Below are 15,076 nucleotides of genomic sequence, written 5' to 3'. Positions count from 1 at the left end.
CGTCGGCGTGTCTTCTCCCTTTTCGCAATTGGATCTTGAGTTGTGTCGGTGCGGGACGCGTCACGGTCGACGCACCACCGGAGGGTGGGACGGCGGTCCGGCGTACGCTCGGTGGTGTGACGAGTAGCCGGGAGATCGACGACATCCTGCAGCGCGGCGCGGACGGCGGGCGGATCACGCCCGAGGAGGCGCTGCTGCTCTACACCGAGGCGCCCTTCCACGCGTTGGGCGAGGCGGCGGACGCGGTACGCCGGCGGCGCTACCCGGACAACATCGTCACCTACCTGATCGACCGCAACATCAACTACACGAACGTCTGCGTGACGGCGTGCAAGTTCTGCGCCTTCTACCGGGCCCCCCGGCACGCCGAGGGCTGGACCCACCCGACCGAGGAGATCCTGCGCCGCTGCGGCGAGGCGGTCGAGCTGGGCGCGACCCAGGTCATGCTCCAGGGCGGCCACCACCCGGACTACGGGGTGGAGTACTACGAGGAGCTGTTCTCCTCGGTCAAGACGGCGTACCCGCAGCTCGCGATCCACTCGATCGGGCCGAGCGAGATCCTGCACATGGCGAAGGTCTCCGGCGTCAGCCTGGACGAGGCCATCGCCCGGATCAAGGCCGCCGGGCTGGACTCGATCGCCGGCGCCGGGGCGGAGATGCTGCCGGACCGGCCGCGCAGGGCGATCGCCCCGCTGAAGGAGTCCGGCGCGCGCTGGCTGGAGGTCATGGAACTGGCCCACCGGCAGGGCCTGGAGTCGACCGCCACGATGATGATGGGCACCGGCGAGACCAACGCCGAACGGATCGAGCACCTGCGGATGATCCGCGACGTGCAGGACCGCACCCGGGGGTTCCGGGCGTTCATCCCGTGGACGTACCAGCCGGAGAACAACCACCTCAAGGGTCGCACCCAGGCCACCACGCTGGAGTACCTGCGCCTGGTGGCGGTGGCCCGGCTGTTCTTCGAGACCGTGCCGCACCTGCAGGCGTCCTGGCTGACCACCGGCAAGGACGTCGGCCAGCTCGCGCTGCACATGGGTGTCGACGACCTCGGTTCGATCATGCTGGAGGAGAACGTCATCTCCTCGGCCGGCGCGCGGCACCGCTCCAACCTGCACGAGCTGATCGGCATGATCCGGTCGGCCGACCGGATCCCCGCCCAGCGGGACACCCTCTACCGCCGGCTGGCGGTGCACCACACCCCCGCCGACGACCCGACCGACGACCGGGTGGTGTCGCACTTCTCCTCGATCGCCATGCCCGGCGGTGGCGCCGGCCGTACGCTGCCGCTCGTCGAGGCCCGCTGAGCCACCCCGGCCGTCACGGTGGGTGACTGATCAGGCCGGTGTGGTGACTGGCTGAACGGGTCCGGGTGTCGGCCCGGGGGATATTCGTGGTCGCCGTTCGGCCGAGGCGGCGCGGGACCAGCCCCCACAAGACGCGGCAATTGGGGCGGCCTGCGGCACGCTGGGCGGATATCCCGCTCCCGGCGCTTCGGCGCGGGGGTTGGCGTGGCGCGGCGGTGCCCGCTAACGTGCGCCCGACGTACCTCCGCCCACCGCCCGCGGCGAGCGGATGACGAGTGTCGTACGTCCTCCATCGGCCCGGGAGGGCCGTTCATATAAAACGGGGGCGGGACGGGTGACCGTCCCGCCCCCGCTCCTCCTCCGTTCGGCCCCGTCTCGGACGAAATCGCACGTCACGGCTGGCGTACCGACGTCGATCTCGGATAACGTCCGCTCGGTTCGCCACATCAGTCACACCTTTCCCAGCAGTCCCTAGCCCCCCGGGGGATCGATGACTCTGTTCCACCGCTCGGCCCTGGCCCGCGTCGGCGCCGTGGCCCTGCTCGCCGTCGGTGGCCTGGCCACCGTGGCCGCCCCGGCCAGCGCCGCCGACCAGGCGCAGCTCGACCTCGTCCCGCTCAGCTCCCAGCTGGCCCTGGGCGTCAAGGAGGCCAAGGCCAAGCCGTTCAAGTTCTCCGTGCAGAACGTCCGCGGCACGGTCGACGCCAAGGACGTGAAGGTCACCGTCGAGACCGCGGGCCTGAAGCCCAACAAGGTCGGGGTGCTCGTGCCGGACGGCTGCGCCATCAGCGGCACCGCCTTCACCTGCTCCCTGTCCGACCTGGGCGGCACCACCGACGGCATCGCCGCCGGCACCACCGAGGAGTTCGGCATCCCGCTGTTCGGCACCGACACGCGCGGCAAGGGTGGCGTGCTGAAGGTGACCGTGAGCGGGTCCAACACCACCTCGGACTCGGTCGACCACGACATCATGGTCGTCAAGCCCGGCTACGACCTGACCACCTGGGTGCAGGACGTCTACGCCGACGTGGTGGTCGACGGCGACGAGGCCGGCGAGAGCGGACTGACCGGTGTCAAGCCCGGCGGGACCGCCCCGCTGGACTGGGCGGTCTACAACGGCGGCAGCCGCCGGGCCACCGGCGTCTTCTACGGCATCGCCCTGCCGGACGGGGCCAGCTTCGTCGACCTGCCGGAGAGCTGCGTCACGCAGGACCTGGGTGGCGTGGTGGCGTACTGCGAGGACGCCGGCGCGGTGCTGCGGCCGGGCGAGTTCTACACCGCCGACGTACGGGTGAAGGTCGGCGCGGGCGTCACCGAGAAGGTGCTCACCCCGGGCGTCCTGTTCGCCGCCGGGCTGACCGAGGCCGAGGGCACGCCGGAGGAGGAGCCGCAGGTCGCCAGCAAGGCGCAGCGCAAGGTCTTCACCGAGACCGACGACGGCGACAACACGTCGCTGTTCGACGTGTTCGTGGACCTGAGCACCGGCCCGAGCCCCAGCCCGAGCCCGACCGGGGAGCCGAGCCCGAGCACCAGCGGTCAGCCGAGCCCGAGCACCAGCGTCAGCCCGACCACCGGTGGTGGCACCGGTGGCGGCGACGGCGGTCTGCCGGTGACCGGCGCGCAGGCCACGCTGATCGGTGGCATCGGTGCCGTCGTGCTGCTCGCGGGCGGCGCGCTGCTGATGCTCGCCCGTCGGCGTCGGCTCGTGCTGGTGACCCCGGGTGACGAGAAGCCGCGGAGCTGACCTTCGACAGGTCCGCGCACCACGGCAGGACAACCGGCGGGCGGGGTGGTCATCCACCCCGCCCGCCGCGTGTCCGTGGGGAGCGCCACCCCACGCCGGGCGGGCGGGGGGTGGCTGGCAGAGTGGAGGGGTGAGTCGTACCCCGCAGGGCCAGCGCGCCGGCCTGGACAAGTCGCCACCCGAGGTCGCCGCGATGTTCGACGGGGTGGCCGCCCGTTACGACCTGACCAACACGGTCCTGTCCTTCGGGCAGGACCGGTCGTGGCGACGGGCCACCCGGGCGGCGCTCGGGCTGCTCCCCGGTGAGCGGGTGCTGGACGTGGGCGCCGGCACCGGGGTGTCGACGCAGGAGTTGGCCCGCTCCGGGGCGTACGCGGTGGGCGTGGACCTGTCGCAGGGCATGCTGCGGGCCGGCCGGCGGGTCCGGCCGGAGGTGCCGCTGCTGGCCGGGGACGCGCTGCGGCTGCCCTTCGCCGACGCCTCCTTCGACGCGGTGACGATCTCCTTCGCCCTGCGCAACGTCAACGACCCCGATGCGGCGCTGCGGGAGCTGGCCCGGGTGACCCGGCCGGGGGGCCGGCTGGTGGTCTGCGAGTTCAGCACGCCGGTGAACCAGGCATTCCGGACGGTCTACCTGTCGTACCTGATGCGGTCGTTGCCCACGGTGGCCCGGACGGTGTCCAGCAACCCCGACGCGTACGTCTACCTGGCCGAGTCGATCCGGGCCTGGCCGGACCAGGCGGCCCTGGCGGCGCGGGTCGGCGCGGCCGGTTGGGGCCGGGTGGCGTGGCGCAACCTGACCGGCGGGGTGGTGGCCCTGCACCGGGCCGTCCGGGCGTGACCGAGGGTGAACGCCCTCTTTCCCTGATGTCCGCCTTTGGTGGTTTTTGCGGGGTAAGCTCCCCGGCATGACCGGAGTAGTGCCCACCGACCCGACGGCCCCCACCGACGACGACGCCGCCGAGCTGGTCGCCCAGCTCAGGGAGCTGGCCGGCGCGGACCCGGCCGAGGTCCGTCAGGTGGTCGCCGAGGTGCTGGGTGCCCTCGACCGGGCGGCCGGTGGAGCGCTGCGTGACCACCTGCCGGCGGCGGTCCGGGCCGACGACGGGCTCGACATCGCCCGGAACTGAGGGACGAACCCACCCCGACCGGCATGTTTCCAGGAAGTTAGGTACCCCTCACCCGGCAGCTGTGTAACCACGGTCATAGACTCCAACCCGATCGGCTTGTGAAGCATTTCACGAGCGTGCGGGAGGAGGCGCAGATGACATCGGTGGAGAACGACGCCGACGTGATCGTGGTGGGCGCCGGTCCCGGTGGATCGGCGACGGCGTACCACCTGGCGCGGCACGGCGTACGCGTGCTGCTGCTGGAGAAGACCGAGTTCCCCCGCGAGAAGGTGTGCGGAGACGGGCTCACCCCCCGGGCGACCCGGCAGCTCATCCGGATGGGCGTGGACACCTCGCCCGAGGCCGGCTGGCTGCACAACAAGGGCCTGCGGGTGATCGGCGGCGGGGTACGCCTCGAACTGGACTGGCCCGACCTGGCCAGCTTCCCCAACTACGGCCTGGTCCGCACCCGGCTGGACTTCGACGACCTGCTCGCCCAGCGGGCCGTCGCCGCCGGTGCCGAGCTGCGCACCAACGTCAACGTCATCGGCCCGGTGCTCGACGGCGACGACCGGGTGGTCGGGGTGACCGCCGAGGTCGGCCCCGGCCGGGAGCCGGCCACCTTCCACGCCCCGCTGGTGGTCGCCGCGGACGGCGTCTCCGGCCGGTTCCCGCTCGCCCTAGGCCTGGCCAAGCGGGAGGACCGGCCGATCGGGGTGGCCGTCCGGCGCTACTACCACTCGCCGGCCAAGCACGACGACGACTACCTGGAGTCCTGGCTGGAGCTGCGCAGCAAGGACAGCGACGCGCTGCTGCCCGGCTACGGCTGGATCTTCGGCCTCGGCGACGGCCGGGTCAACGTCGGCCTCGGCGTGCTCAACTCCTCCTCCGCGTTCGGCAAGACGAACTACCGGCGGCTGCTCACCGACTGGCTGGCCAACACCCCGACGGACTGGGGGATGACCGACGAGGCGAACGCCGACGGCCCGATCCTCGGCGCGGCACTGCCGATGGGCTTCAACCGGGTGCCGCACTACACCCGGGGGGTCCTGCTGGTCGGCGACTCCGGCGGCATGGTCAACCCGTTCAACGGCGAGGGCATCGCGTACGCCATGGAGTCCGGCGAGCTGGCCGCCGAGGTCATCGTGCAGGCGCTGGCCCGACCGGCCGGCCCCGAGCGGGAGCGGGCGCTGACCGCGTACCCGCAGGAGTTGAAGGCCCGGTTCGGTGGCTATTACCGGCTCGGCGGGATCTTCGTCAAGCTGATCGGCCGGCCCGAGGTGATGCGGATGGCGACCAAGCACGGCATGCCGCACCCGATGCTGATGCGCTTCGTGCTCAAGCTGCTGGCCAACCTGACCGACCCGCGCGGCGGGGACGCGATGGACCGGGTCATCAACGCGATGACGAAGGCGGCCCCGGCCGTGTGAGGCGTGACCGGGCCAGGGCCAACGGCGGCACCGGCACGGACAGGGATCGACCCCCGCTGACGGCAGTCACGAGGGACGTGAATAGTGTGAAATTTGTCAAGCACCTGGGGCAGGGGAAGGACGAGCAGGAGAAAAGATGTCGCTCTCGCCTTACGCACCGATCATCGGGCTGTTCGCCCTCGCCGCGGCGTTCTCGCTGTTCTCCGTGGCCGCCGCCCGCTTCGCCGGTCCCCGGCGCTACAACAAGGCCAAGCTCGAGGCATACGAGTGTGGGATCGAGCCCAGCCCGCAGCCGGTGGGCGGGGGACGGTTCCCGATCAAGTTCTACCTGACGGCGATGCTCTTCATCGTCTTCGACATCGAGATCATCTTCCTCTACCCCTGGGCGGTCTCCTTCGACGCCCTGCCGATCTTCGGCTTCGTGGAGATGGTCCTGTTCATCGTCGCGGTCTTCGTCGCGTACGCCTATGTGTGGCGGCGCGGCGGCCTGGACTGGGACTGAGGGAGGAACGTCAGATGGGCATCGAGGAGAAACTCCCCGCCGGCGTCCTGCTCACCTCCGTGGAGAAGCTGGTCAACTGGTCGCGGAAGTCGTCCGTCTGGGGCGCCACCTTCGGCCTGGCCTGCTGCGCCATCGAGATGATGGCGGCCGGTGGCCCGCACTACGACATGGGCCGCTGGGGCATGGAGGTCTTCCGCGCCTCGCCGCGCCAGGCCGACCTGATGATCGTGGCCGGCCGGGTGAGCCAGAAGATGGCCCCGGTCCTGCGCCAGATCTACGACCAGATGGCCGAGCCCCGCTGGGTGCTCTCCATGGGCGTCTGCGCCAGCAGCGGCGGCATGTTCAACAACTACGCGATCGTCCAGGGCGTCGACCACGTCGTCCCGGTCGACATGTACCTGCCGGGCTGCCCGCCCCGCCCCGAGATGCTCATCGACGCGATCCTCAAGCTCCGCGAGAAGATCATGTACGAGCCGCTGGGCCCGAACGGCCGCAAGATGCAGGCGGCCCGCCTGGAGCGCGGCGACGTGCCCGTGGTGCCGTACGGCTCGATGCCGTCGTCGTACCGCAACGACAAGGCCCGCCGCGCCGAGTGGACGAAGGCGGTCCGCGAGGGGCGCGAGGAGCAGTTGCGGATCGAGAACTGGATGAACGCCCAGAACCACCTCCAGTCGCAGAGGGGCCCGAAGTGACCGACGACCGCACCAACGACGGCGGGGTGCCGGTACCGGTCACCCCGGCCGGTGCGACCAGCGGTGCCCCCGCCGAGCTGCCGCCGTCCAGCCCCGCCGGGCGCGGCATGTTCGGCATGCAGGGCACCGGCGACGTGTCCGGCTACGGCGGCCTGGTCCGCCAGCGCACCCCGATCGAGGAGGCACCCCGGCCGTACGGGGGCTACTTCGACGAGGTGCGCGACGCGCTGGAGGAGGCGTACCCGCAGTTCGGCGACGCGATCGAGAAGGTCGTCGTCGACCGGGGCGAGCTGACCCTGCACGTGCGCCCGGAGCGGATCGCCGAGGTGTGCCAGGTGATGCGGGACGACCTCGCGCTGCGCTTCGAGCTGTGCTCCTCGGTGTCCGGGGTGGACTACCTCGGTGCCGACGAGCGCCGGCTGCACGTGGTCTACCAGCTCACCTCGATGACCTACCGGCGGCGGGTCCGGCTGGAGGCGGCCGTCTCCGCCGAGCACCCGCACCTGCCCAGCGTCACCGCCGTCTACCCGACGGCCGACTGGCAGGAGCGCGAGGCGTACGACATGTTCGGGGTCATCTTCGACGGCCACCCCAACCTGACCCGGGTCCTGATGCCCGACGACTGGGAGGGCCACCCGCAGCGCAAGGACTACCCGCTCGGCGGCGTCCCGGTGGAGTACAAGGGCGCCGAGATTCCGCCGCCGGACCGCAGGAGGTCGTACCAGTGACCACGTCCAACTACGCGACCGAGCGGGAGACCACCGAGGGTCGGGTCTTCACCGTCACCGGTGGGGACTGGGACCAGGTCGTCTCCGGCACCGACCCGATCAACGACGAGCGGATCGTCGTGAACATGGGTCCGCAGCACCCGTCGACGCACGGCGTGCTCCGGCTGATCCTGGAGCTGGAGGGCGAGACGGTCCGCGAGGCCCGCTCGGTCGTCGGCTACCTGCACACCGGCATCGAGAAGAACCTCGAGTACCGCAACTGGGTGCAGGGTTCGACGTTCGTGACCCGGATGGACTACCTCGCCCCGATCTTCAACGAGACGGCGTACAGCCTCGCGGTGGAGAAGCTGCTCGGCATCACCGACGACATCACCGAGCGGGCCACCACGATCCGGGTCCTGATGATGGAGCTGAACCGGATCTCCTCGCACCTGGTCTGGCTGGCCACCACCGGCATGGAGCTGGGCGCGATCTCGATCATGCTGTACGGCTTCCGCGAGCGGGAGTACATCCTCGACATCTTCGAGACCATCACCGGCCTGCGGATGAACCACGCGTACGTCCGGCCGGGCGGGGTGGCGCAGGACGTCCCGGACGCCGCGATCGTCAAGATCCGCGAGTTCCTCAAGATGATGCCGAAGAAGCTCAAGGAGTACGAGGACCTCCTCTCCGGCCAGCCGATCTGGACCGAGCGCACCCAGGGCGTCGCGGTGCTCGACGTGACCGCCTGTGTCGCGCTCGGCGTCACCGGCCCGGTGCTGCGCTCCGCCGGCCTCGCCTGGGACCTGCGCAAGACCATGCCGTACTGCGGCTACGAGAGCTACGAGTTCGACGTGCCGACCCACCCGGACGGCGACGTCTGGGGCCGCTACCTGGTCCGGGTGGCCGAGATCCGGGAGTCGCTCAAGCTGGTCGAGCAGGCGCTGGACCGGCTGAAGCCGGGCCCGGTGATGGTGGCCGACCGCAAGATCGCCTGGCCGGCGCAGCTCGCCATCGGCGTGGACGGCATGGGCAACTCGCTGGAACACGTCGCCAAGATCATGGGTCAGTCGATGGAGTCGCTGATCCACCACTTCAAGCTGGTCACCGAGGGCTTCCGGGTCCCGCCGGGCCAGGTGTACGTCGGCATCGAGTCGCCCCGGGGCGAGTTGGGCGTGCACGCGGTCTCCGACGGCGGCACCCGGCCGTACCGGGTGCACTACCGGGAGCCGAGCTTCGTCAACCTCCAGGCCCTTCCGGCGATGGCCGAGGGCGGCCTGATCGCCGACGTGATCGCCGGTGGCGCCTCGCTGGACCCCGTGATGGGTGGTTGTGACCGGTGAGCGCGAGGAGTGCAGCGAAGCGGAGCCCCGCAGTCGCGAACGGAAGGCGACTCTGATGAGTGTTTTCACTGAAGAGACCCGGGTCCGGGCGCGGGAGATCATCGCCCGGTACCCGGCCGACCGGTCCCGCTCGGCGCTGCTGCCGCTGCTGCACCTGGTGCAGGCCGAGGAGGGCTACGTCTCCCCGGCCGGGGTGGCGTTCTGCGCCGAGGTGCTGGGGCTGAACAAGGCCCAGGTCGGCGCGGTGGCCACCTTCTACACCATGTACAAGCGCCGGCCCACCGGTGACTACCTGGTCAGCGTCTGCACCAACACGATGTGCAACGTGCTGGGCGGGCAGGAGGTCTACGACACGCTCGCCGAGCACCTGGGCGTCGGGCACGACGAGACCACCGCCGACGGGAAGATCACCCTGGAGCACGCCGAGTGTCTCGCGGCGTGCGACTACGGCCCGGTGATGACCGTCAACTACGACTTCTTCGACGGCGTCGACCCGCAGGGGGCCCTCGGCGTGGTGGACGAGCTGCGTGCCGGTGGCCGGCCGATGCCGACCCGGGGCGCCCGGCTCTGCACCCTCAAGGAGATGGCCGTCCAGCTCGCCGGCTTCGCCGACGAGCGCGAGGGCGCGGTCGCCGACGGCGGTCCGGGCGAGGCCACCCTGCGTGGCCTGCGCCTGGCCGAGCAGCACGGCATCGCGGCACCGGGCTACGACCCGAAGACCCCGATCCGCAGCAAGGCCGAGGCCGACCGGGCCGCCGCCGAGGCCAAGGCGAAGGCCGAGGCCGCCAAGGCCCCCGCGCCGGCCACCCCGGCGGCGAAGCCGGAGCAGGTGACCGGCAGCACCGCGCCGGACGTGAAGGCCCCGGACGACAAGTCGCCGCAGGTGCGTACCGCCGAGACCCGGCAGCCCGACGCGGCCACCGCCGTGCCGGACGCCCCCGGCACCCGGGTCCCGACCGACGGCGCCCCACCGGCCCCCCGCGACGCGCAGGCGGCGCAGGCGGCCGGGGTGGCCGCGAACGCCCCCGCCGGTGACGGCAAGCCCGCCGGCGACGAGGCCGGCGCGCAGGAGCGCAACCTCAAGGAAGCCGAGGCGGAAACGGGCGCTGCCGGCGCGGGCTCCGCCGTCGCGAGCGAGACGGGGGCCCAGAAGTGACCACTCCCCGGCCGGAGACCCTGGCCAAGCTGACCCCGGTGCTGACCCGCCGCTGGCTCTCCCCGGACGCCTGGCGGATCGGCACCTACGAGAACCTCGACGGCTACGCCGCGCTGCGCAAGGCCCTCAAGGCCCACCCGGACGACCTGATCCAGCTGATCAAGGACTCCGGGCTGCGCGGGCGGGGTGGCGCGGGCTTCCCCACCGGCCTCAAGTGGGGCTTCATCCCGCAGGGCGACGGCAAGCCGCACTACCTGGTGGTCAACGCCGACGAGGGCGAGCCGGGCACCTGCAAGGACCTGCCGCTGATGACCCACGACCCGCACTCGCTGGTCGAGGGGGTCATCATCGCCTCGTACGCGATCCGGGCCAGCCGGGCCTACATCTACATCCGGGGCGAGGCGGTGCACGCCGCCCGCCGGCTGCGCAACGCGGTGGCCGAGGCGCAGGCCAAGGGCTACCTCGGGCGCAACATCCTGGGCACCGGGTTCGACCTGGAACTGGTGGTGCACTCCGGTGCCGGGGCGTACATCTGCGGCGAGGAGACGGCGCTGCTGGACTCGCTGGAGGGGTTCCGGGGCCAGCCCCGGCTCCGCCCGCCGTTCCCGGCCACCCACGGCCTGTACGCCAGCCCGACGGTGGTCAACAACGTCGGCACCATCGCCAGCGTGCCGTACATCGTGCTGGGCGGTGCGGACTGGTGGAAGTCCATGGGCACCGAGAAGTCGTCCGGCCCGATGATCTACTCGCTCTCCGGCCGGATCGCCAACCCGGGCCAGTTCGAGTGCGGCCTGGGCGTCACCCTGCGCGAGCTGATCGAGCTGGCCGGCGGGATGCAGCCCGGTCACCAGCTCCGGTTCTGGACGCCCGGTGGGTCGTCGACCCCGCTGCTCACCGCCGAGCACCTGGACGTGCCGCTGGACTTCGAGGGGGTGGCGGCGGCCGGCTCGATCCTGGGCACCACGGCCACCCAGATCTTCTCCGACCAGGACTGCCCGGTCTACGCGACCTACCGGTGGCTGGAGTTCTACCACCACGAGTCGTGCGGCAAGTGCACCCCGTGCCGGGAGGGCAACTACTGGATGGTCCGGGTCTACCGGCGCATCCTCGCCGGCCAGGGCACCAGCGAGGACCTGGACACCCTGCTCGACACCTGCGACAACATCCTCGGCCGCTCGTTCTGCGGTCTGGGTGACGGCGCGACCAGCTCGGTGACCTCGTCGTTGCAGTACTTCAAGCAGGACTACCTCGACTACATCGAGGGGCGTACCGCGCCGAAGCTCTCCGACAAGCAGCTGGTTGGAGCCCACTGATGACTGACGTGGCGAAGGCCGCCGAGACCGTAACGCTCACCATCGACGGCGTCGAGGTCACCGCCCCCAAGGGGGCGCTGCTGATCCGGGTCGCCGAGCAGCTGGGCACCGAGATCCCCCGGTTCTGCGACCACCCGCTGCTGGCCCCGGCCGGCGCCTGCCGGCAGTGTCTGGTCGAGGTGGAGGGGCAGCGTAAGCCGGTCGCCTCCTGCACCCAGACCGTCGCCGAGGGCATGGTGGTCCGCACCCAGCTCACCTCCCCGGTCGCCAAGAAGGCGCAGGAGGGGGTGATGGAGCTGCTGCTGGTCAACCACCCGCTGGACTGCCCGATGTGTGACAAGGGTGGTGAGTGCCCGCTGCAGAACCAGGCGATGTCCACCGGCCGCACCGACTCCCGCTTCCACGAGCACAAGCGGGAGTACGAGAAGCCGATGGAGATCAGCACCCAGGTGCTGCTCGACCGGGAGCGCTGCGTGCTCTGCCAGCGCTGCACCCGGTTCTCCGAGGAGATCGCCGGCGACAAGTTCATCGACCTGATGGGCCGGTCGTCCGCCGAGGAGATCAACATCTACCGGGACGACGCGTACGGCGCGGAGGGCGACTCCGGCGACGTCCCGTTCAACTCGTACTTCTCCGGCAACACCGTGCAGATCTGCCCGGTCGGTGCGCTCACCGGGGCGCAGTACCGGTTCCGGGCCCGCCCGTTCGACCTGGTCTCCAGCCCGAGCGTCTGCGAGCACTGCTCGGCCGGCTGCGCGCAGCGCACCGACTGGCGGCGGGGCAAGGTGCTGCGCCGCCTCGCCGGGGACGACCCGCAGGTCAACGAGGAGTGGAACTGCGACAAGGGGCGGTGGGGCTTCCAGTACACCCGCGCCTTCGACCGGCTCACCACCCCGCTGGTCCGCGACGAGAAGTCCGGTGAGCTGCGGGAGGCGTCCTGGAGCGAGGCGCTGACCCGGGCCGCCGACGGGCTGCGGGCCGCCCGCGACGAGGGTCGCGGCACGGCGGTGCTGACCGGCGGCCGGCTGACCGTCGAGGACGCCTACGCGTACGCGAAGTTCGCCCGGGTCGCCCTGAACACCAACGACATCGACTTCCGGGCCCGGCCGGTCTCCCGCGAGGAGTCCGACTTCCTGGCCAGCACCGTCGCCGGGGTCACCGACGTGACCTACGCCGACGTGGAGAAGGCGTCCACGGTGGTGCTGGTCGGGCTGGAGCCGGAGGAGGAGTGCCCGATCCTCTTCCTGCGGCTGCGCAAGGCGTACCTGAAGAAGAAGCTGACGGTCTACGCGATCGCCCCGTTCGCCACCCGGGGCCTGGAGAAGCTCGGGGCCAAGCTGGCCCGGGTGGTGCCGGGCGAGGAGGCGAGCGTGCTCGCCGAGCACGACACGGTGGCCGAGGCGCTGAGCGCCGAGGGCGCGATCCTGTTCGTCGGCGAGCGGCTGGCCGGCGTGCCCGGTGGCCTCTCCGCCGCCGCGGACGTCGCCAGGCGTACCGGTGCGAAGCTGGCCTGGGTGCCGCGGCGCGCGGGCGACCGGGGTGCGGTCGACGCGGGCTGCCTGCCCAACCTGCTGCCCGGTGGACGTCCGGTGACCGAGCCGTCGGCCCGTGCCGAACTGGGTGAGGCGTGGGACATCCCGGCCGGGGTGATCCCCAGCCAGGCCGGTCGGGACACCGACCAGATCCTGGCCGCCGCCGCGAACGGCCAGCTCGGCGCCCTGGTGGTGGCCGGCGTGGACCCGGCCGACCTGGCCGACCCGAGGCTGGCCGAGCAGGCGCTCGACGCGGTGCCCTTCCTGGTCAGCCTGGAGCTGCGTAACTCGGCGGTGGCCCGCCGGGCCGACGTGGTGCTGCCGGTGGCCCCGGTGGTCGAGAAGGCCGGCAGCTTCCTCGACTGGGAGGGCCGGCTGCGCACCTTCGAGGCGGTGCTGCACACGGCCGCGATGACCGACGCCCGGGTGCTGGACGCGATCGCCGCACAGCTCGACGTCCGGCTCGGCACCGGCGACGTGTCGAGCATCCGCCGGGAGCTGGGCGCGCTGCCGCCGACCCGGGCGGACCGGCCGGTCAGCCCGTCGGTCGCCCCGGCGACCGTGCCCCAGCCGGGTGCGGGCGAGGCGGTGCTGGCGACCTGGCACCAGCTCATCGACCTGGGCAGCCTCACCGACGGCGACGAGCACCTCGCCGGCACCGCCCGCCCGCCGGTGGTCCGGCTGGGCAAGGGCACCGCCGAGACGCTCGGCGTGGCCGACGGCGACCCGGTCACGGTGGGCACCGACCGGGGTGCGGTCACCCTGCCGGCGGCCATCACCGAGATGCCCGACGGCGTCGTCTGGCTGCCGACCAACTCGCCCGGTTCGACCGTACGGCGCAGCCTCGGCGTCGCGTCCGGCACGGTGGTACGGATCTCCGGAGGTGCACAGTGAACACCCTCCTGGCGCAGGACCCGACACTTGCGGACTTCGGCAGGGACCCGTGGTGGCTGGTCCTGATCAAGATCGTCTTCGCCTTCGTCTTCGGTCTGCTCGCCACCCTGCTCGGCGTCTGGTTCGAGCGGCGGGTCGTCGGCTACATGCAGGTCCGGCCCGGCCCCAACCAGGTCGGCCCGTTCGGCCTGCTGCAGACCCTCGCCGACGGCCTCAAGATGGCCTTCAAGGAGGACATCCTCCCCAAGGCCGCCGACAAGGTGGTCTACTTCTTCGCCCCGGTCATCTCGGTGGTCTGCGCGGTCACCGCGCTGTCGGTGATCCCGTTCGGCCCGATGGTGAGCATCTTCGGCCACCGGACCCCGTTGCAGGTCACCGACGTGCCGGTGGCGGTGCTGGTGCTGCTGGCCTGCTCGTCGCTGGCCGTCTACGGCATCGTGCTCGGCGGCTGGGCCTCCGGCTCGACGTACCCGCTGCTCGGTGGCCTGCGCTCCAGCGCCCAGATGATCTCGTACGAGGTCGCGATGGGGCTGAGCATCGTGGCGGTGTTCATGACCGCCGGCACCATGTCCACCAGCGGGATCGTCGCCGCCCAGGGGGACGCCACCCGGCTCACCATCGGCGGCGTCGAGATCCCGGCACCGGGCTGGTACGCGATCCTGCTGCTGCCCAGCTTCATCATCTTCTTCATCGCCACCGTGGGTGAGACCAACCGGGCGCCGTTCGACCTGCCCGAGGCGGAGTCGGAGCTGGTCGCCGGCTTCATGACCGAGTACAGCTCGCTGAAGTTCGCGCTGTTCATGCTCTCCGAGTACGTCGCCATGGTGACCATGTCCGCGGTGACCACGACGCTGTTCCTCGGCGGCTGGCGGGCCCCCTGGCCGATCACCCTGTGGGGCGACGCCAACACCGGCTGGTGGCCGATGCTCTGGTTCTTCGGCAAGGTGCTGATGCTGGTCTTCGTCTTCGTCTGGCTCCGGGGCACCCTGCCCCGGCTGCGCTACGACCAGTTCATGCGCTTCGGCTGGAAGGTGCTGCTGCCGATCAACCTGGTCTGGATCCTCGTCCTTTCCGGGCTGCGCTCCATCGAGGACTGGCAGTCGCGGGACCGGCTGCTCGCCACCGCCATCGGCGCGGGCGTGCTGCTGCTGGCGACGCTGCTGTGGCCGAGCCGCAAGCCGGCCCCGAAGCCGACCCCGCAGGAACAGGCCGACAACCGGCCGTACGGCAGCTTCCCGCTGCCCCCGCTGGATCTACAGGTACCACCGAGCCCGCGCACCAAGCGCGTGGTCGCCGAGCGGGAGCCGGCCAACATCGCCACCGGCTCGGACTCCAGGGAGGTGTGAC

13 protein-coding genes are annotated in these 15,076 nt (G+C 71.5%); all 13 read left to right on the top strand.

Annotated elements, in window-relative coordinates; genetic code table 11:
- Positions 1-116: 116 nt before the first annotated feature.
- The 13 genes from mqnC to nuoH all read left to right on the top strand — a co-directional run bounded on the left by mqnC (position 117) and on the right by nuoH (position 15,075).
- A complete protein-coding gene (gene mqnC / locus B5D80_RS23840) occupies positions 117-1,307 on the top strand; it encodes a cyclic dehypoxanthinyl futalosine synthase (RefSeq protein ID WP_088646163.1) in 1,191 nt (396 codons plus the stop codon).
- A 490-nt stretch (positions 1,308-1,797) separates the two neighbouring features.
- Entirely contained in the window at positions 1,798-3,051 is a 1,254-nt protein-coding gene (locus tag B5D80_RS23835; protein WP_088646162.1) for an LPXTG cell wall anchor domain-containing protein, read from the top strand.
- Between the two features lie 130 nt (positions 3,052-3,181).
- Complete coding sequence (locus B5D80_RS23830) at positions 3,182-3,892, top strand: demethylmenaquinone methyltransferase (protein WP_088646161.1); 711 nt, start codon at positions 3,182-3,184, stop codon at positions 3,890-3,892.
- 67 nt (positions 3,893-3,959) lie between these two features.
- On the top strand, positions 3,960-4,181 hold the full coding sequence (locus B5D80_RS23825) for a hypothetical protein (protein WP_088646160.1): 222 nt from the start codon (positions 3,960-3,962) through the stop codon (positions 4,179-4,181).
- A 134-nt stretch (positions 4,182-4,315) separates the two neighbouring features.
- The gene (locus B5D80_RS23820; protein ID WP_088646159.1) at positions 4,316-5,590 is read left to right on the top strand and encodes a geranylgeranyl reductase family protein; all 1,275 of its coding nucleotides are present in this window, start codon (positions 4,316-4,318) and stop codon (positions 5,588-5,590) included.
- A 136-nt stretch (positions 5,591-5,726) separates the two neighbouring features.
- A complete protein-coding gene (locus B5D80_RS23815; protein ID WP_067300536.1) occupies positions 5,727-6,092 on the top strand; it encodes an NADH-quinone oxidoreductase subunit A in 366 nt (121 codons plus the stop codon).
- Positions 6,093-6,106: 14 nt separating this feature from the next.
- The gene (locus B5D80_RS23810; protein WP_088646158.1) at positions 6,107-6,784 is read left to right on the top strand and encodes a NuoB/complex I 20 kDa subunit family protein; all 678 of its coding nucleotides are present in this window, start codon (positions 6,107-6,109) and stop codon (positions 6,782-6,784) included.
- On the top strand, positions 6,781-7,512 hold the full coding sequence (locus B5D80_RS23805; protein WP_088646157.1) for an NADH-quinone oxidoreductase subunit C: 732 nt from the start codon (positions 6,781-6,783) through the stop codon (positions 7,510-7,512). Before B5D80_RS23810 ends, B5D80_RS23805 begins: the two co-directional genes overlap by 4 nt.
- Positions 7,509-8,834: an NADH-quinone oxidoreductase subunit D gene (locus tag B5D80_RS23800; RefSeq protein ID WP_088646156.1), complete on the top strand. Its 1,326-nt coding sequence runs from the start codon at positions 7,509-7,511 to the stop codon at positions 8,832-8,834. Before B5D80_RS23805 ends, B5D80_RS23800 begins: the two co-directional genes overlap by 4 nt.
- Positions 8,835-8,889: 55 nt before the next feature.
- Complete coding sequence (gene nuoE, locus B5D80_RS23795) at positions 8,890-9,990, top strand: NADH-quinone oxidoreductase subunit NuoE (RefSeq protein ID WP_088646155.1); 1,101 nt, start codon at positions 8,890-8,892, stop codon at positions 9,988-9,990.
- Positions 9,987-11,303 carry an NADH-quinone oxidoreductase subunit NuoF gene (nuoF, locus tag B5D80_RS23790; RefSeq protein WP_088646154.1) on the top strand — a complete coding sequence of 439 codons (1,317 nt, stop codon included), beginning with the start codon at positions 9,987-9,989 and terminating at the stop codon, positions 11,301-11,303. Before nuoE ends, nuoF begins: the two co-directional genes overlap by 4 nt.
- Positions 11,303-13,729 carry an NADH-quinone oxidoreductase subunit G gene (locus tag B5D80_RS23785; RefSeq protein WP_088646153.1) on the top strand — a complete coding sequence of 809 codons (2,427 nt, stop codon included), beginning with the start codon at positions 11,303-11,305 and terminating at the stop codon, positions 13,727-13,729. The genes nuoF and B5D80_RS23785 overlap by 1 nt, the downstream gene beginning before the upstream one ends.
- The gene (gene nuoH, locus B5D80_RS23780; RefSeq protein WP_088646152.1) at positions 13,726-15,075 is read left to right on the top strand and encodes an NADH-quinone oxidoreductase subunit NuoH; all 1,350 of its coding nucleotides are present in this window, start codon (positions 13,726-13,728) and stop codon (positions 15,073-15,075) included. Before B5D80_RS23785 ends, nuoH begins: the two co-directional genes overlap by 4 nt.
- Position 15,076: the final 1 nt, after the last annotated feature.

The sequence above is a fragment of the Micromonospora wenchangensis genome (assembly GCF_002210435.1).
GTDB lineage: Bacteria > Actinomycetota > Actinomycetes > Mycobacteriales > Micromonosporaceae > Micromonospora > Micromonospora wenchangensis.
This window is presented reverse-complemented; position numbering and strand designations above follow the sequence as displayed.

Bases quoted from the DNA above. Each gene is read 5' to 3' on its own strand.
- nuoE (WP_088646155.1), top strand. From the start codon at position 8,890: ATGAGTGTTTTCACTGAAGAGACCCGGGTCCGGGCGCGGGAGATCATC.
- B5D80_RS23810 (WP_088646158.1), top strand. From the start codon at position 6,107: ATGGGCATCGAGGAGAAACTCCCCGCCGGCGTCCTGCTCACCTCCGTG.
- B5D80_RS23825 (WP_088646160.1), top strand. From the start codon at position 3,960: ATGACCGGAGTAGTGCCCACCGACCCGACGGCCCCCACCGACGACGAC.
- B5D80_RS23820 (WP_088646159.1), top strand. From the start codon at position 4,316: ATGACATCGGTGGAGAACGACGCCGACGTGATCGTGGTGGGCGCCGGT.
- B5D80_RS23785 (WP_088646153.1), top strand. From the start codon at position 11,303: ATGACTGACGTGGCGAAGGCCGCCGAGACCGTAACGCTCACCATCGAC.
- B5D80_RS23835 (WP_088646162.1), top strand. From the start codon at position 1,798: ATGACTCTGTTCCACCGCTCGGCCCTGGCCCGCGTCGGCGCCGTGGCC.
- B5D80_RS23815 (WP_067300536.1), top strand. From the start codon at position 5,727: ATGTCGCTCTCGCCTTACGCACCGATCATCGGGCTGTTCGCCCTCGCC.